The sequence below is a fragment of the Streptomyces sp. NPDC052236 genome, from assembly GCF_044548015.1.
Taxonomy (GTDB): Bacteria; Actinomycetota; Actinomycetes; order Streptomycetales; family Streptomycetaceae; genus Streptomyces.
The window spans coordinates 1-16,584 of record NZ_JBIUBL010000046.1 but is presented as its reverse complement, the minus strand read 5'-3'; the positions used below and the strand labels follow the sequence as shown (position 1 = coordinate 16,584).

Below are 16,584 nucleotides of genomic sequence, written 5' to 3'. Positions count from 1 at the left end.
ACCGCGGGACAAGACGCTTCGGCGATCGGAGAGCGATTCCGCACAGAGCAGTCGATCGTGGCGCCGTCGCCACCGAGAACGCTCACGGAAACGGGAGACGCGACAGCACAACGCCTTGGGGTCACCTACTCAAGTGGCTCCAAGACTCGTGCACCCGTCACGCTCGCCAGTTGCCGATAGAGGGCCGGAACCCGCGACTACTACGAAGAAATACTCGATCATTACAACCGCTGTTTCGTGCAAAAGGGCGCTGGCATCAACTTCATCCGCAACGGAGTCGTTGTCGGGAAAATCACCTGGCGTACGACATACGCCGGCGAAGGCACGAAGGGTTCCCGGGTCGTCCGTCTCACCACCGGGATGGACCAGTTCAAGTTCACCGGGGAGACGGGGCCTTCCGACCTGAGCGTCACCTGGACTACAGGCGGCTATAACGACGGCACCAACAGCAACAAGCCCTGCGGTGTCAGCGGCAGTGGGCCGAGGGATGTCGCCCAGTGGGTGGCCGGCGGCACCGCGATCTACACGATCTCCTCGGCGAAGACCGACGGGTACAGTCGCGACTACATATCCCGCTGCGGCATCGCGCACTGGTTCACGGTACGCGGCACCAGCGAGACCCTGAACGGCGGCACCGGGGTGCGATTCGATTCCGCCTCGTATCTCGGCTCCAACGGAGCTGGCATCTTCGATCGCGTCGTCCCCATCATGCAGGAATACGCGACCAGTTCGACCCGCAACGGGGCGGTGGCCCGCCACGTCCAGCTCGCCCAGACCAACCCGAACGCGACCTACCCGCCGCTTCCGGACGGCAGTGCCAAGCTCATTCCCGGGAGCATCGCTTCCGGCAGGACGCTCAACAGGCTCATGTCCACCTGGGACACCGCTGTCGCCAACCGGTACGCGGACAACCGGAACACGGTGCGGGCCACATGCGCGAACCTTCCTCACCAGGACGGAGAAGAGTGTGACGAGTACCCGTTCGCATCGACATGGGAGGGCGCCGGCAGCGGCCCCATGTTCTCAGTGAAGTACGTGGACGGCACACAGAACGGCAATGCCGGAACCGACCTCAACAACTGGTATGTGGCGGACCGGACCCTCCACTTCGACAAGTTCTACGTGCACATCAGCTAGGAGCGTGTCTCAGTAACCGGCAACCCGCCTGCGGTTCGTGATCATTCATGCGGGATGCGACGTCGGGGCCTGCGCAGGGGGCGGCCGAGCTGTGCGGTACGAGGAGATGCCACGGGAAGCCGCCATCGGCCCGCGGACTTCGGGTTAAGGAGCGGCCGGTGGCAGGGTGCGTGCCACCAGCTCGGTGAGCAGGTCGTCGAAAGGGTGAGGGGAGAGCAGCTCGGGCACTGTGAGGTCGTCGACGATCAGGCCGAGCATGGCGAGGTAGAGCAGCACCACGGTGGTGCGGTCGCCGGGCAGGCCGGCGTCGAGGTGCCAGCCGATGTTGTCCTCAAGTATCGCGCTGAAGGTACGGGTCAGGTCGGCCTGCAGCTCGGGGCGCCGGGTGGCTTCCAGGCGCAATTCCAGCATGGCCAGATGGCTGCTGCGGTCGGCGCGCATCCGGCCGACGAGCTGGTGCAGCAGGGTGACCACCAGTTTGTGTGAGGGTGGCGCCTGCATGGTGGAGGCCAGTTCAGTCGGGTCGGGGGTGAGGCGCTCGTGGGTGCGGGTCAGGATCTGGCGCAGCAACTCGGCACGGTTGGAGAAGTAGTTGGACGCGGTGCCGCCGGGGACGCCGGCCTCCGTGTCGACCGCCCGCAACGTCAGGCCGCGTGATCCCTCGCGGGCGAGGACTTCGATGGCGGCGTCGAGCAGGGCGGTCCGGCGCGCTGGGTTCTGTCGCAAGGAATTTCTCCGTAGAAAGTCGTTGACACCACTGCGAGTACAGTACTACGTTCAAACCACTTCAAATAAAGTACATCAGCCGCAGGGCCTATCGCAGAACCGCCGGCACCCAAGCTGCGCTCGGCGCCCCGGCCCGTCCGCTGCCCAAGCCCGGCTCGGTTCACTGATCCCGCCCGATGCACCCTCGACTTCGATCGACCCCACCGAAAGAGGTACCCGTATGCGCAAGTTGACCTACTGCATCGCCAGCTCACTCGACGGCTTCATCTCCGCCCCTGACGGCAGCGACCCCACGGGCCCGGACGGCTTCTGGCCGATCGGAGAGGACTATGTGGCCCATCTCGCCGCCGTCTACCCGGAGATCCTGCCTGCCCCGGCCAGGAACGCGCTCGGCGTCACGGCGGAGGGCACCCACTTCGACACCGTGCTCGAGGGCCGCCGGACGTACCAGAACGGGCTGGATGCCGGGATCACCGACGCCTACCCGCACCTGCGGCATCTGGTCTTCTCCCGCACGCTGACCGAGAGCCCCGACCCTCGCGTGGAGCTGGTCGGCACCGACCCGGTGGCGAAGGTACGTGAGCTCAAGCAGGAGGAGGGCAAGGGCATCTGGCTGATGGGCGGCGGCAAGCTGGCCGCGGCGCTGTACGGCGAGATCGACGAACTCATCATCAAGCTCGCCCCGCTCACCCTCGGCTCCGGCACTCCGCTGTTCGCCCCGTTGGCCGCCTTCGACCCCGTCCAGTACGAGCTGACCGACAGCACGGTCCTGAAGAGCGGCACGGCCCTCCTCAGCTACGCCAGGAACCGCTAGGAGCGTGTCTCAGTAGCCGGCAACCCGCTTGCGGTTCGTGATCATTCATGCGGGATGATCTCGGTATGCGTGATGGGGATGGGCTGTTCGAGGTCGAGCCGGTCGGCAAGAAGCGGCCGCAGGGCCCTTTGGCGGCGGTGGACAAGACGTTTCGGGCGTTCGACCCGCATCAGGTCCTACTGCTCCCGCCGTCGCTGGACGACTGGCTGCCCGAGGGCCACCTGGCCCGGTTCGTCGCCGACCTGGTCGACGAGGTGCTCGACCTCGGGCCGATCCTGGCCGACTACACCGAAAAGCGCGGCTACCCGCCCTACGATCCGCGGCTCATGGTGCGGCTGCTGATCTACGGCTACACCACCGGCGTCCGCTCCTCCAGGGCAATCGAGCGCCGCCTGGCCGACGACGTCGCGTTCCGGTTCCTGGCCGCCGACCTGGCCCCCGACTTCCGCTCGATCGCCCGGTTCCGCCGCCGCCACCTCGATGCGCTCGCCGGCCTGTTCGCCCAGTCCCTGCACCTCGCGACCAAGCTCGGCATGGTCAAGATGGGACGCGTCGCGCTGGACGGCACCAAACTGGAGGCCAGTGCCTCCAAGCACAAGGCGATGAGCTACGGCCGCCTGATCGACAAGGAAGGACGCATCGAAGCCGAGACCGCCCAGCTGGAAGCGAAGGCCCAGGGCCTGCTGGCCGACGCGGAGGCCGCCGACGAAGCCGAGGACCAGACCTTCGGCGTGGACGGCAAGGAGGCGGACCTGCCCGCCGAGCTGGACCGGCGTGAGAAGCGCCTGGCCAAGCTGCAGGCAGCCCGCGCGCAGATCGAGGCCGAAGCCACCGAGAAGGCACGCGCTCACGCCGAGGGCACCGAACGCCGCCGTCAGGAGCGTGCCGGCATTGGCGACGAGCGGGCCATCACCGACGCGGGCGGGCGGGCAGCAGCCAAGGCGCGGCCCAAGCCCAAGGCCCAGGCCAACTTCACCGACCCCGACTCGCGGATCATGAAAAACAGCGACGGCGCCTACATCCAGGCCTACAACGCACAGGCCGTCGTCGACGACAAGCACCAGGTCATCACCGCCGCCGACGTGACGACCAACCCCTCGGACGCGCTGAACTACACCACGATGCTCGACCAGTCCGCGGCAAATACCGGCGTCCACCCCAAGCAGGCCCTGGTCGACGCCGGCTACTGCTCCGAGACCAACCTCGAAGCCGCGCGAGAGCGCCAACTCGCCTGCGGCACCAACACGTTCATGGCCACCGGCCGCCTTGCCCACGACGAGCAGGTCCCGCCCGCACCCCGCGGACGCATCCCCAAGGACGCCACCCTCAAGGAACGTATGGCCCGCAAGCTGCGGACCAAACCCGGCAAGGCCGCCTACAGTCGCCGCAAGGCCATCGTCGAACCTGTCTTCGGACAGATCATGACCTGCCAGAACGGCCGCCGGCTCCACCTGCGCGGCGAAGACGGAGCCCGCGGTGAATGGCGCCTGCTCGCCGCCTGCCACAACCTCCGCAAGATCTTCCGACACGCCGGGACCGCCGGGCTCGCCGCCCTGGCCGACTGACCAGCCAGGCACCCTGGCCCACTCCACGGGCCCTACTGGCCGAACACCTGCCTGTCAGGACCCAGCCACGGCCTCACAGGTGCTGACGGGACGGCCGCGACCGGATCCCATCGATCACGGCCAGCGGGCCGCTTGCTCGTTACTGAGACACGCTCCTAGCCCGCCGCTGTTCCAGCCCAGTACCGTTAGCTATCACGACCAGCTCTTACCAACTGCACTCACGAGGTTGGAGCGTGCCTGAAAGGCGAGGAGATTCCAGACGCTCCCGAATTGCTCGCCCACCCGAGGTCGGCAGAAGTGCCTGTCGCGTCTCATTCGATGGTGCTGGCGACGCTGGGCTCTGCTCCTTGCGCCGATAAAGTACGATTCGCCCACACCGAGCACCTTTTCAGAGCAGGCTGCGCAGGGTGAGCCCGATCCCGACGGTCAGGACGGCCAGTGCGGTCAGGAGGGTTCCGTAGGGGGTGTAGCGGCGCAGAGTGGGCAGGCGCTGTTGACCTAGGGTGGCGAGTCTGCTGGTGCCGTCTGAGAGCAGTAGGCCGGCGGTGGTCAGGGTGAGGGCCATGCCGAGGCCGTAGCCGAGGACGAGCAGGACGCCGAAGGCCGTGCGGCTCAGCGCGATGGCGCCCAGTAGCACGACGAGGGCTGATGGGCTGGGTACCAGGCCGCCCGCGAGCCCCACGCCTAGGAGGGTGGGGAGGCCGGCGCGGCCGGTTTTTTTCCGGTCGTGGTGAGCGCTGTCGTGCCTGTGACCGTTTTCGTGCGGGTGCGCGTGGTCATGCCCGTGTGTGTGCGCGTGGGCATGGCGATGGTTGTGTCCGTGGTGCGAGTGCGAGTGCGACGCGGGTCGTCCCGTTCTTAGGGTCCGTACCGCTGTGATGGCGAGCAGGGTGCCCAGTACCGCGATCAGCGTGCCGCTGGCCGCGCTGAGCCCGGCCAGCAGCCGCTCTCCCAGGAATCCGCTTCCCGCGGTCAAGATCAGGCCCATGGCCAGGACTCCGGCCGTATGGGTCACCGTTACTGTCGTCCCGACCGCGAGTGCGGCCCGTACACCGCCTTCCCGGCGGGCCAGGCAGGCGGCGACCGCGAGTTTGGCGTGTCCCGGGAGTGTCGCATGGCCGGCGCCCAGGAGCAGGGCCAGCAGGACGGAGAGGAGGCCCACGGGCAGGGTGAGGTCCCGTCCCGCTGTCAGGTTGGTGAGCCGGTTCTCCAGCGCCGGGAAGAGGACGGCGCCCCGGTCCACCGCGTGAACGGCCGGCGCCTGCCCCTGTTTCAAGGGTCCGGAGGCCCCGGAAGCGGCCGGTTCTGTGCGGAACTGTGCAGCGGCTGTGTCGAGGGGGTGTTCGCCTTCGTCCGCTGGATACCGGGTCAGCACATTGCTGGGGCTTCTGGACGGGGCTGATGACTTGGCCAGCCGGATTCCGTCTCCCGCGACTGCTGTGATCTCTTTCCAGCCGGTCCGCGCCGGGTCCGCCCCGGAGACGAAGGTGACTTCGGCCCGTTGTGACAGGTCGGCGTCGGCAAGCAGCGCGCAGGTCAGCCGGGCGACCGCCAGGCCCGCGGCCCCGCTCCCGTACGCAAGGGCGGAGCGTCCCGAGCGCCAGACGATCTGCTTACCGCTCACCGAACCCCTTGTGCGGCGGGCGAGTTCGGTGCACCGCTCGGCGGCCCGGTTCGCTGCCTCCGCCGGTGAGATGGTCCCGTCGCGGTTGGTGTCCGTGGCCTCCTTGTCCTGCGCGGTGGGGACCTCCGCACTGTCGATGACGGCAGTGTCCTCGATCCGGTCGTGCGACAGCCGCAGCCCGTCGTGGTGGTTGACGCTGAAGTTGCCCAGCGGGTGGGCATGGGCTGTGGGTGGCGTGGTCAGGCAGAGCAGCACCAGCACGGGTGCCGAGACGGCCGCCGCCCAGTGAAGACGCTTCATGACCTACTCATCCTCCTCATCCTCCTGCGGTCGGTGCGGGAAGAGGTGCGGGTTCAGTGCGGCGGCCTCGCGCAGACGGCGGGTTCCCTCGGGCATGCCGAGTGCCTGCTCGATCGCGCCCCGGTGGTAGCGGAACAGCGCGTTTCGCCACCCCGTTGTGGCCGCTTGCCGGGCGTAGGTGAGGGCTTCTGTGTCCCGTCCCGCACGGTGCAGTGCCCACCCCAGCGCGTCGGCGACGATCACGCTTCGCGTGTGGTTCCACTCTCTTCGCATGAGGTCCACCGCGATCTTCGGATCTCCGTGGTCTGCGGTGTAGAGGGCGAGATGGGGGTCGACGGGACCACCGTCCGCGCGCACCATCCGCACCTGAGCCGCCAGCGCGGCCCCCTCGTTTCCCTGGCCAAAGGCCCCTGCTGCCTGCCGCAGTTCCACCGCCTCCAGCAGGAACTGAGGCAACGGCGTCCGCTCGGTCAGCCGCCCGTAGAGCTCACGTGCCGTGTCCGGGTGTCCTCGTGCCGCGGTGATACGGGCGATTCCGGCCTGCCCGTACAGGTGATCCGGTACGGCGTCCAGTGCCCGCCGGTAGTGCTGTTCCGCGAGGTCCACCTTGCCTGAGGACCAGGCCAGGTCGCCCAGGCGGGCCTCGGCGAAGGCTCGTTCGTCGGCTGTGTTCGCACTGTCCACGGCCCGCTGAAGCGCGATGGCGGCGTCCTCGGGCCTGCCGTGGGTCTCCAGGTCGTAGGCGGCCCTGCTGTAGGCGGCCGCGGTCGGGGCGATGTCGAGCAGCCGCTGTACGGCCGTCCGCGCCGCGGGATAGTTTCCGAGCTGGATCTCGGCGTCCGCCAGGACGGCGTAGCCGTCCGGCCGGTCGGGCGCCATCTGGGTACTGCGCAGCCCGTACTGACGCCCGCGGGCGAACTCGTGCCGGGCGTTGGCGAGCAGCCCCTGGCCCGTTACGGCGTCGTAGTTGTCCGTGCTGTCGAGGGTGAGCGAGCGGCCCAGCGCCGTTTCAGCGGCGTCGAGCCGGCTCGCGTCGAGGGTGGTGCGGGCCTGCTCGATCTCGGCGCGGCCCAGGCCGGCCCAGGCCGCCGGATCGCTGGGAAATGCCCGCGTACGCTCCCGGGCGGCGCCGACCGCGGCAATCGAATCGCTGCCCGCAGCCATGGAACCGCTGTCCGCTCCGGCGGGCGGAGCATTGGGCTGTGGCCGGGCGGTGTCAGGACCGAGGTACAGAAGTCCCGCCACACACCCGGCTACGGCCACCGCTGCGCCCGCGGCGGTGATCAGAGGCTTCACGGGCCTGCGTGCGGGAGGTTGAGGTAGGGGAAGGTGCTCTGTGCGTCGGCGGGTTCCAGGCTGACGATTGGCTTGGGCAGCAGATCTGCGGCGGACGGCCCGGCGGGCTCACCCTCCAGCATCCGGATCAGTGGCCCGTCGATGTTGTCGTTGAGGCGGCGCCCGTTGGGGAAGCCCTGGAGGTCTCCGTCGAGGACCCCGTACGCCTTGGGGTTGGCCGTGAGCGGGGTGCTGAGGTTCAGCCGTAGTTCCTCGGCGAGCACGATGCGCTTCGGGTCGGCGTCGGCGTTCATCGTGTGGGTGTTGAGGTCGAAGCCGAACGCGGCCCCGTTGTCCTTGCCGATGCCTTTCATGAACAGGGCCTGGATGTCACGACGCGGAGTCGCCGGAGCCTTGCGTCCCTGGGCCCGCTCGATGCGGTGTGGCGGTACGGGATCGAGTGTCGCGGCCAGGAAGTCGGCTTGAAGGTGGTCGTCCTTCGGCGCGCGCGCCTGGAGCCGGTCCTCGGGCCCGCCGGGCCTGGCCAGCCCGATGGTGGAGCCGAACAGCCCGAAGGCGATATGCGGGGTGCCCTGCCGGGAGACCTGCCGGAACGTGGCGGCCTGCGCGGACAGACTCCGGCCCAGGTCCGCCCCTTGCCGGGAGACTGTCGCCCACACGCCCACGACCGGGTTGCGCTTCGAATCGCCGTTCAGGGCAACGTCACGCTTGGGCACCTGCAGGACGAGGCTGTTCACATTCAACGCGGACAGCGGCTGGGCATCGGGCAGCCATCCCGGTACCGGGCCCCTGGTGCCGACCGTGTAGAGGCCGAAGACCTGGGTGTCGGCCTTGAAGGCTTCCGCTGCCTGGGTGGCCACCGTCCGTCCGCCGCCGGGAAGTTCGCGGATCGCCTGTGTCCGGAGCTTGCCGTAATTGGGCATCAGGACCCGGCCGGTGTTGGTGGGCGAGGCGATCGCGTCCCGCAGCAGTGTCTCGGTGGAGCCGCCTGCCCTGATCTTCTCCAGGGTGTACTTCTGGCGCACGCCGAGCGACCGGTCGTCGAGCGAATTCACCGGCAGCGGACCGACTTTCGGCCCGATCCCGAAGGGCCTGCGGTCCTCGTCGCGGAAGGTCCAGCGGTACGTGGTGTCGGGCGCCCCGTCACCGTCGGCGTCCGTGTGGATCTCGTACCGGGCACCGGTCGCGAACGGGTAGTCCACGAGCGCGTTGGCCGCGGTGCCCGGCACCTGGAAGGGCCGGACGTTCGCGATGAGCGTGACCATGTCCGCATCGTCGGGGCTGGTGAAGGCGTAGACATCGGTCAGATCCGCCGGTGAGTCAAGCACCGACGACGGGGCGTCGATGTGCCCGCCGGCCTCGCTGACGCCCGTCAGTTGCCCGCACAGGCAGGCGGTGGCGAGCGCGGCGGTGGCCGTCGTCAGGGCGGCGAGCCTCCGACGCGACAGTCCAACTGATCCTGTTCTTCCGGCGATTCCAGGCATGCGGCTCTCCAGTAGTGAGGGGCAGTCGCTTCAGTCTGGAGTGGTGGCGATCTCGATTTGACCGTAGTACGACATTTTCACCCGACTGGCCCAATGGTGCTTTCATTTGGCCGCACATCTATGCATTGATAGGCATGCGCACCAGGAGATCTGCGTCCGCCCGCTGATGATTCGTGGTCCCTGACATACCTGTTGGGTTCGGTCCGCAGAACTCTTCCAGCCCCCACCCCTCACAGACAGGACACGTTTGATGTTCATGCACGGACTCCGCCGTCTCACCGTCCTCGCCGCCGTAGCCGCACTATCCGTGCCGCTGGGTCTGGGTTCGGCCGGAGCGGCCGCTCCGCAGCCGGCCACCGCCACCCGGACCGCGGCAGCCTCCGACCCGTTCCCCGGCCTCTACCTCTCCCCGTGGGGCGACGCGCAGGTGGAGCTCGGGGACGAAATGCTGGCATGGATGGCCCGCGAGGACATCACCCTGGAAGCCATCAGCCCATTCGCGATGGACGCGGACGCCCAAGGCTTCAGCATGCCCATCGGCTCGACGGCCGGTGACGGCCTCGACTCCAAGGGTCGGATCTTCTACCCCGGCGGTCTCAAGCTCCACCACGCACCCTCCGGCAAGACCATCACCCTCATGCCGACCTACATCCGCGTCATGCCGACGCCCGCCTACAGCGCAGGCATCACGGTCGACGGCAAAACGTTCTCCGACGAGCTCACGGTCGCCGAGTCCACCTACGCGGAGGTCATCGCCGGAGCCCGACCGAGCTTCACCGGCTGGCGCATCAAGCAGGCACCGTTCTACATGACCGCGGGAGCCTCACAGATGTTCGCATCGGTGACAGGGGGCGAAGCCCCGCGCGTCGGTGCCCTGTTCGGCACCCTCACCCCCAACTTCGACTACGTCCCCACGGCGTAATCGGCGGCAGTCCCGAGCCCTCATTGATTCGTCACTCATCGTCGAACTCGTCCAGCACGATGAGCCGCCCTCCTGGCCCCGCGCCCTGCTAGAGCACATCACGGCACTGAAGGAAAGCGAGCGGCGGAAGCAGCCGGGTTCTCAACCAGCGAACACCCATCACCAATACGGGGTCCCGGAGATTGTCCCGGGGCCCCGTTCTGATTCAGCCAGCCAGGATGGGCGGGTCCGTCGGACGTGGCTGATGGCGCCTATGAGGTCGCACATGTTCCCAGTTGACCACCCGGGCCGTCCCTGAGCGGTGATCACAGGAAGTCCGGCGCATGATGTCGCACCCGGTCGCCGGCACAGGCACTCAGATGGCACGGCTGGGCGTAGATCCCGCGTACTGCAGGATCCATGTCGGCTAGGAGTAGACGGGCGAGTTCCAACCGACTCTCGGCCACGGCCCGTCCATCGTCGCTGACGCGTCTCGTCGCGAGCAGTGTGCTTGGGGCGCACCGACGCGTCGTCGTACCGGATCGACGCCAGGACCGGCACATTCTTCTTTCCGGATCGCCTTGGACTCTCAACGGCCATACGATCGACCGTAGTTACTGAGCGCAGCCAGTGCCCACGAAAACGCGGAAATGCCCATTCACTGTCCATCTCGCATGAGCAGTGTCCATCGAAACGCGGAACCTACAAGCGGGCGAGACCCGGCGGTGAGCCAGGTACTGGCGGCCTGCTGCCGCGCCTGGAGGCCGGGCTCGCACAGCACTTGGCGGGCCGAGCGCTGAGTAGTCCCAGCGGCGGTCGCGCTGAACAGCTGCACCACCAGGGCCGCGGCCAGGACGATCTGCCAGCCGCGCCCGGGGTGGGCGAATAATAGGGGGAGTTCGGCGAGCGGGGTGAGCGCGAACCCCACGATGATCAGCGGCCCGGGGCCGATCCGGTCCCCGGTCCACGGAGCGCAGAGCGCGCCGGCCAGGCTGCCGACGCCGCCCACACCCATCACGACGCCGAGGGCGGTCGGACTCCAATGGAGCGTCGAGAACAAGTAGAAAGTCCAGTAGGTGTTCATCATGCCCAGCGCGAAGCTGAGCAAGGACAGGGCAAGGATCAAGGAACGGATCGTGGGGTGCCGGGCGACGTAGCGCAGGCCCTCGGCGACCTCAGCGACCAGGCTGTGCCGGGCTGGGCGACGGGGCGGCTCGGGGGTGCGGATACGCCACATGCACCAGGCGCTGACCAGGTACGACAGCACGTCGACGAGCACGGATCGGGCTGCGCCCAGGGCGCCGACGAGGATGGCGCCCGCGTTATGGCCCGCGCTGTCGGCCACGGAGAAGGCGGCACCCATCTTGGAGTTGGCGTTCTGCACCAGCTCTGGTCCGACGAGGCCAGGCAGGTAGCTGATGGCGGCTGCGTCGTGGATGACCTTGGAGACGCCGAGCAGGAGGACGGCCACGTACAGGTGGCCGATCGTGAGCGTGCCCAGCGCGGCGGCGGCCGGGACGCTCACCAGGACGATGGCGGCAGCCAGGTCCCCGAAGACCATCAAAGGGCGCTTCGGACGGCGGTCGCAGAGCGCGCCGGCGGGCAGCGCAATGAGAAAGTTCGGCAGCTGCCCAAGGAAGGTCAAGGTGGCGACTTGGGTGGTGGTGGCGTCCAAGTCGAGGACGGCGAGGGCGGGCACGGCGACGGAGCTGACCGCACTACCGGACAGGCTTGCGCACTGGCCGGCGAGGAACGAGCGGAAGCCGCGGTGGTGCCACGCCGTCGCGGGCGGCTCCTTGCCAAATGTGATCACACCGCCCCACCTGCCTCCCGCTCCGGGGCGGTGATGTTGGCGCAGGGCTGACGGGCACCGAAGTTGGGCAGGAACTCGCGGGTGAAGGGCCGGCAGCCGTCGCGCTGGAGGAACAGAACGCCGACTGCGCGGCGGCAGTGGTCACTCATGCCAGCCGCCCTTGCCCAGCGTGCCCTCGCCGACTCCACGTCCGCGCGCCGACGACGCTGAGGTCCTGGGCCACGGTGCCGATCAGCTTGCGGACGCCCATGGCGAGGCCGTTCACGTTGCACTCCCTTGTCCTCGTGCTACTGCGCCGTGTGGACGTGCCGTTCGAATCGCCCGCACCCCTTCGAAGAGGTTGCCCGGTGCTCGTCCATCGCTGCTCCTCGCGTCGAACGGGTGATGGCGAAACGACGTCCAACCGAGGGATGTCACGCCCATCTCGGGGCGATTCCTCGAATTCGAGTTCGGTCTACGGGGTGGCGCCGGTCTGCCCGAAGGCCGCGGCCGGGGTAGGAGGTGTGCGATTCGCCCTCCCGGTGAGCGGTCACTCACTTCGGGCATTGCGCCGCCCCCTCCGCCCGGGAAGACGGGCCCGGCGCGCGTCGGTCTCGACGCGGTCGAACCTGTGTCCCTATCGCCGTCTCCGGGACGTCATGCGGCCTCCTGAGTGATCGGGTTGTTAAGGATGTCCGCGAGCACGTCACGGTCCAGGCGGAGCAGCACCGTGTCATGGTCGGACAGGCCCTTCATGTCGACGACCTCGACGTCGACCACAGCGGGGAGCAGCTGCTCGCTGGCGTAGATGCGGTCGATTCGGGCTTGCGGGCCGTGGGTCTTGTAGGCGTCAACGGTTGAGGTCACGGCGGAGCCGATGCCCTTGCGGACGGCGAGGTAGCGTGCGACATCTTCCAGGCCCGCGGTACGCAGAACGTTGTCGGGCCGGGTGTCCATCAGCCGTGTGCTGTCAGGGCCTTGGTAGGAACGGTGAGCCCGATGGGGCAGGTCCTGGATGTGCTCCAGGACCGGCAGAGCCGGGTCGACGTCGGCGCCGGGCTCCGGATAGCTGTTGTTGTCTCCGCCGAGCAGTGCGGGCAGCCTGATCCGCCGGTTCCCCCTGCGCTCCCACTTGTCGTTCCACGTCGTCAGCCACTCGGCCTCGGCCAGCCTCGTGGTGGTCGAGGCGTAGTTGAGGTGGTACGAGCCGACCACGAGCGGCGCCGCGGTCTCGGGGGTGCCGGCCAGCCGCAGGTTCCGGACGGCGGGGGCAGCACCCACATCGGTCCGGTACTCGACCATTCGCGCACGGGGGTGAAGAGGTCGGGGGCGTGGTAGACGGCGGTACAGCAGCGTTCCCCGATGAGACCAGGCATGCCGAGCACGGCCTCGGCCGCGTCCGCGAGTTCCCCGTCATTGGCGTCCGCGCCCCACATCTCCTGCCGGAGCAGCAGGTGCACGTCGAGTGAGCGCAGCCGGTCGTGCATCCGCTGCCAGAGCTCGCGATCGCCTCCTCCGTTGTTCTCGAAGTTGCAGCTCGCGACGTTGATGATCACGGGTACCCCTGGGTCTGGTCAGTGCGTGGGCGTGAGGATGCGGCGAAGCACGGCAAGGTCGAAGCGCGCGACCAGCAGCGCGTGGTCGGACACTTCTCCTACCTCGTCGGTGACGACGGCCTCGAAGTGGCGCAGGGCAGGGACAAGGTCAGGGGTGCAGTACATGCGGTCGATGCGCTGTGCTGGGCCCTGGTCAGTCCGCTTGAGGCTCGCTGTTGCGGCCAGAGCGCCGGGCTGCTTCAGGACCGTGCCCGCGTAGTGGCCCAGGTCGACGAACACGCCCTTGCCGCCGGAGAGAATCTCGTCCGGGCGGGTGTCGGAGCCGCGCTGCCCATTCCGTTCAACCGTGCGGTGCTCGTAGTGAACTCGGTCTGCGACCTGCTGCCAGTCCGGGAGGGAGACTGCCTCCTCCCCGATCCGGTGGGGGTAGCTGTTGGCGTCGATCCCGAACAGGGCGCTACGGCCGCTGTCGGCCAGGACCGTGAGCCTCCTGGCCTCGGTCTCGCGCAGCGAGGGGTCGAAATGGCACAAGTGCGCCGAAGCGAGGCAGAGTTGCTTCGGACAGCCCTTGAGGCGGACCTGCGGGTTGCAGATCGCCTTCCACGGCAGGTCGTGATCGAAGTGGGCGTCCGTGAGGAAGAGGCTTGGGTCGATCATCACGCCGACGGGATTACGGCTCCGGCCTTCCTTGGGCAGGGACATGAACGGGATCAGCCCGAGACGGTTCGCTTCCGCGTACAGGTCTCGCTTCCCGTTGTCCCAGGCGCCGGTGAGCTCCTGGCGGAACAGGACGTGCGGCCGGAACTCAGCGAGTATGTCGTGCGCCAGGTGGCGGTGGTCCTCACCGCCGTCACGTCCGCGACCATTGTGCTCGATGTTCCAGCTCGCGACGCGTAACTCTTCTTCGTGGGTGGTCAAGGGGACTCCTACGTATCGGCGTCTTCGGCAGGCGGCGTCCGGCGGGGCTGGTGCGGTGCGCATCAGGCGACGTACACCCCGAAGGTGCGGATGATGTTGATGCCTTGGCCCGCGTCAGATACGGCCGAGAGAGCTTCGGCACCTGAGGCGATCTGTCGTACGGCATCCACTTGTCACCCGTGCGGCAACCCCGACAGCCGTTCAAGCGCGGTGGCGCCGAGACGGCAGTCTTCCTCCAGATCCCAGTCGGAGCGTGAGTAGTTCGGGTGGGGGCGGGGCGGGTCCTCGTTTCTGCCCGCGCGCTCGGTCGCGTCTGCGAGCGCCTCAGCAAGACCGCGGCGAGGCGTGGATGGACGCGGATCAGGGTCGTAGTAGCTCGACTCGCGGCACTTCGGCTTGCGCTGCCCTCCCAGCACTGTGACCTGCCACGGCTGAGGCAGGTCACGAATGCACGTGAGCATGGCCGCAGCATCCTCGCCGCGGCGGCACGCATATTCTGATGGTGTTGTGCAGAGCCGGGCGAAATCGGCCAGTCCGCCCGACAGGGCGGAGAGGAGGTCAGGGCTCGACTCTCGCGAGTGTGCCCAGCTCAACAGCCGGTACATAGCCGCGTGGTTCCAGTCGGCCATCGGTGCCCAGGCGTCGCGAGCCGTGAGCTCGTCCCAGACGAGCAGTACCGCCTCCTCGGCGGTGGCCTGCACGGCCGCAGGCTCGTGCCGGTCGCCGTGGCCGAGTACGCCCAGTACATCGAGAATCCGGGGAAGCCGCGCCGGGCTCTCGCGGTAGACGCTGGAGAGGGCGGACATGCACGGTTCCGGATGGTCGGCAAACAGCGCGCACACATCGTCTGGACCGTCCGGGAACGACACCCGCCCAGCGCAGTCCTCCCGGGCTGGGAAGTGGGGCTCCCTGCCGTCCAGCCACTCCGCCCACACCGCGCCTCCCAGCGGTCCCGGGAACTCCCGGGCAATTCCGCAGTGCTGCGCCGTGTCGGTGTGCTTTGCCAGTTCGCAGACGATGGAGCTGCGTGCCAGTCCCGGTTTGCCCGGCGCGGCGTCGCTGGCCGGGCGCCACATGCTCCGGGTGAGGGGAATACGTGTGCCACACGTACGTGGTCGTGTCAGCGACACGGGGCTCTGTCCTTTCTGTGCCACCCTGCCGGGGAGACCGTGCAACGGCTCAATGGCCCTTCGAGTCCGGTCTGTCTCGAAAGAGGAGCTCCCCGCCACCGGTGCATGTCGACTTGGTGGAGGACGGACGCTCCTACCGCGTGCGGCTGGAGGGCTGGGAGCGCACCGAGTGGCCGTACCCGCCGCGGGGATGCCAGACTGGGGATAGGAAGTAACTGGTGGACCGCTGGCTGGAGTAGCAGGCGGTCTGGCAGAACGTCGTATTCGGCCTTTTCAGTCCAGCCAAAGACAACCGTCAGGCAGCTTCGTAGCGGTGCAGTACTCGGCCCGATATCGGCACAGGCGCACTTACAGGTGCCGAGGAGCCGAACCCATCCGTGCAGGTGAAGACCACACGCCGTGCAGGCGTTGTAGCGGACGACGCCGTTATGGCGGACTGCGAAACCTGCGCGGCCGAGCGGGCTGCCAACTCGAACCATGTGGTCTTCGACGAGGCCGAGTGCAGCTGCGTCCCCCAAGCGGTCGCCAGCGCGTCCACGATGGCGAGGCCGCGTCCGCTTTCGTCCTCCGGCCCAGCCTGTGATGCGCGCAATTCGCAGGAGTCGACGCCAGTGTCGGTCACCTCCACACGCAGCCGCTGCCCGTTCCATTGCACGCCCACTACACACGGTGCCGCCGTGTGCCAGACGGCGTTCGCGATCACCTCTCCGGCCAAGAGCTCCAGGTCGCCTTGCATCTGATCGTCCACGACTACGCCAAGGTGCCGAGCCTGTTCGACAACGCGTCTGCGCGCCGCTGCCACTTCCTCAAGGGCGGCGGGGACCTTGAAACCGTGAGGCAACTCTTGGAGCGGGCGTGGCATGGCTGAGACCTCTCGTGGGGCAGTGAGCCAGGACATCAACGCGATCTCCCACAGGCGAACGGATCGCTTGCCAGCCTCACCGGGAAGTACCTCAGAACCGTGCCTCCAGTGGAATCCCGGTCAGGCGGCGGGCAACCACCATGCCCAAGAATTGCCCAAACTCCCAACCTCTGTGGTGATATCACTGCGGCAATGTCACTACGCCCCCGCCAACCAGGCTCCCATTTGCTGCGACCACTGACGCTTGTCGCTATTGAGCGAAATAGCGGTCCTGCTCGTCAGCGGGCAGCGCAGACAGCGTCATCGACGCTCCCGGCGGAACGAAGGTCGACCAGAGATCAGACCAAGCGCGTTCCCCGGAGCCACGTACCGGCTCAGCAGCAATGAGCGGTGTGCATCGTGAAGTTGCAGGTCACGGGTCTGGTGTGCGGGCGTCTTGGCATGCTCGCGCTGGTCGGCGGACCGTGTCCACGGTGAAG

At 68.0% G+C, this 16,584-nt stretch carries 14 protein-coding genes; 4 read left to right on the top strand and 10 right to left on the bottom strand.

All coding sequences use genetic code 11. The annotated features are described in order from the left end of the window. Positions 1 to 237: 237 nt before the first annotated feature. The gene (locus ACIHCQ_RS41900; RefSeq protein ID WP_399674259.1) at positions 238 to 1,137 is read left to right on the top strand and encodes a NucA/NucB deoxyribonuclease domain-containing protein; all 900 of its coding nucleotides are present in this window, start codon (positions 238 to 240) and stop codon (positions 1,135 to 1,137) included. Between the two features lie 144 nt (positions 1,138 to 1,281). Here the strand turns inward: ACIHCQ_RS41900 and ACIHCQ_RS41895 are convergent, their stop codons facing one another. Further along, positions 1,282 to 1,863, bottom strand: a complete 582-nt coding sequence (locus ACIHCQ_RS41895) for a TetR/AcrR family transcriptional regulator (RefSeq protein WP_399674258.1) — start codon at positions 1,861 to 1,863, stop codon at positions 1,282 to 1,284. A 220-nt stretch (positions 1,864 to 2,083) separates the two neighbouring features. Between ACIHCQ_RS41895 and ACIHCQ_RS41890 the strand changes: the two genes are divergently transcribed. Further along, complete coding sequence (locus ACIHCQ_RS41890) at positions 2,084 to 2,677, top strand: dihydrofolate reductase family protein (protein WP_399674257.1); 594 nt, start codon at positions 2,084 to 2,086, stop codon at positions 2,675 to 2,677. Positions 2,678 to 2,760: 83 nt separating this feature from the next. After that, positions 2,761 to 4,242 carry an IS1182 family transposase gene (locus ACIHCQ_RS41885; RefSeq protein WP_399674276.1) on the top strand — a complete coding sequence of 494 codons (1,482 nt, stop codon included), beginning with the start codon at positions 2,761 to 2,763 and terminating at the stop codon, positions 4,240 to 4,242. Between the two features lie 388 nt (positions 4,243 to 4,630). Here ACIHCQ_RS41885 and ACIHCQ_RS41880 read toward each other — a convergent pair whose 3' ends face one another. The 3 genes from ACIHCQ_RS41880 to ACIHCQ_RS41870 are packed head-to-tail and all read right to left on the bottom strand — an operon-like array spanning position 4,631 to position 8,946. Continuing rightward, positions 4,631 to 6,166 (bottom strand): nickel transporter, encoded by a 1,536-nt coding sequence (locus tag ACIHCQ_RS41880; RefSeq protein ID WP_399674256.1) that lies wholly within the window; start codon positions 6,164 to 6,166, stop codon positions 4,631 to 4,633. A 3-nt stretch (positions 6,167 to 6,169) separates the two neighbouring features. Next, positions 6,170 to 7,462: a tetratricopeptide repeat protein gene (locus ACIHCQ_RS41875; RefSeq protein WP_399674255.1), complete on the bottom strand. Its 1,293-nt coding sequence runs from the start codon at positions 7,460 to 7,462 to the stop codon at positions 6,170 to 6,172. Further along, the gene (locus ACIHCQ_RS41870) at positions 7,459 to 8,946 is read right to left on the bottom strand and encodes a DUF4331 domain-containing protein (RefSeq protein ID WP_399674254.1); all 1,488 of its coding nucleotides are present in this window, start codon (positions 8,944 to 8,946) and stop codon (positions 7,459 to 7,461) included. The genes ACIHCQ_RS41875 and ACIHCQ_RS41870 overlap by 4 nt, the downstream gene beginning before the upstream one ends. Before the next feature lie 250 nt (positions 8,947 to 9,196). On the opposite strand from ACIHCQ_RS41870, the gene ACIHCQ_RS41865 reads away from it, so the two are divergent. After that, a complete protein-coding gene (locus tag ACIHCQ_RS41865; protein ID WP_399674253.1) occupies positions 9,197 to 9,868 on the top strand; it encodes a hypothetical protein in 672 nt (223 codons plus the stop codon). Between the two features lie 637 nt (positions 9,869 to 10,505). Here the strand turns inward: ACIHCQ_RS41865 and ACIHCQ_RS41860 are convergent. The 6 genes from ACIHCQ_RS41860 to ACIHCQ_RS41835 form a co-directional block, all read right to left on the bottom strand. Continuing rightward, a complete protein-coding gene (locus ACIHCQ_RS41860) occupies positions 10,506 to 11,660 on the bottom strand; it encodes an MFS transporter (RefSeq protein ID WP_399674252.1) in 1,155 nt (384 codons plus the stop codon). Then, the gene (locus ACIHCQ_RS41855) at positions 11,657 to 11,809 is read right to left on the bottom strand and encodes a hypothetical protein (protein WP_399674251.1); all 153 of its coding nucleotides are present in this window, start codon (positions 11,807 to 11,809) and stop codon (positions 11,657 to 11,659) included. The genes ACIHCQ_RS41860 and ACIHCQ_RS41855 overlap by 4 nt, the downstream gene beginning before the upstream one ends. Positions 11,810 to 12,296: 487 nt before the next feature. Beyond that, a complete protein-coding gene (locus ACIHCQ_RS41850; RefSeq protein WP_399674250.1) occupies positions 12,297 to 12,941 on the bottom strand; it encodes a hypothetical protein in 645 nt (214 codons plus the stop codon). 272 nt (positions 12,942 to 13,213) lie between these two features. Continuing rightward, positions 13,214 to 14,113 (bottom strand): endonuclease/exonuclease/phosphatase family protein, encoded by a 900-nt coding sequence (locus tag ACIHCQ_RS41845; RefSeq protein WP_399674249.1) that lies wholly within the window; start codon positions 14,111 to 14,113, stop codon positions 13,214 to 13,216. A 173-nt stretch (positions 14,114 to 14,286) separates the two neighbouring features. Further along, positions 14,287 to 15,189 (bottom strand): hypothetical protein, encoded by a 903-nt coding sequence (locus ACIHCQ_RS41840; protein ID WP_399674248.1) that lies wholly within the window; start codon positions 15,187 to 15,189, stop codon positions 14,287 to 14,289. Positions 15,190 to 15,538: 349 nt separating this feature from the next. Beyond that, complete coding sequence (locus tag ACIHCQ_RS41835) at positions 15,539 to 16,105, bottom strand: ATP-binding protein (protein ID WP_399674247.1); 567 nt, start codon at positions 16,103 to 16,105, stop codon at positions 15,539 to 15,541. Positions 16,106 to 16,584: the final 479 nt, after the last annotated feature.

Excerpts from the sequence above, each read along its gene's own strand:
- ACIHCQ_RS41890 (WP_399674257.1), top strand. The coding sequence starts at position 2,084 with ATGCGCAAGTTGACCTACTGCATCGCCAGCTCACTCGACGGCTTCATC.
- ACIHCQ_RS41880 (WP_399674256.1), bottom strand. The coding sequence starts at position 6,166 with ATGAAGCGTCTTCACTGGGCGGCGGCCGTCTCGGCACCCGTGCTGGTG.
- ACIHCQ_RS41870 (WP_399674254.1), bottom strand. The coding sequence starts at position 8,946 with ATGCCTGGAATCGCCGGAAGAACAGGATCAGTTGGACTGTCGCGTCGG.
- ACIHCQ_RS41865 (WP_399674253.1), top strand. The coding sequence starts at position 9,197 with ATGTTCATGCACGGACTCCGCCGTCTCACCGTCCTCGCCGCCGTAGCC.
- ACIHCQ_RS41855 (WP_399674251.1), bottom strand. The coding sequence starts at position 11,809 with ATGAGTGACCACTGCCGCCGCGCAGTCGGCGTTCTGTTCCTCCAGCGC.
- ACIHCQ_RS41850 (WP_399674250.1), bottom strand. The coding sequence starts at position 12,941 with ATGGTCGAGTACCGGACCGATGTGGGTGCTGCCCCCGCCGTCCGGAAC.
- ACIHCQ_RS41840 (WP_399674248.1), bottom strand. The coding sequence starts at position 15,189 with ATGTGGCGCCCGGCCAGCGACGCCGCGCCGGGCAAACCGGGACTGGCA.
- ACIHCQ_RS41835 (WP_399674247.1), bottom strand. The coding sequence starts at position 16,105 with ATGCCACGCCCGCTCCAAGAGTTGCCTCACGGTTTCAAGGTCCCCGCC.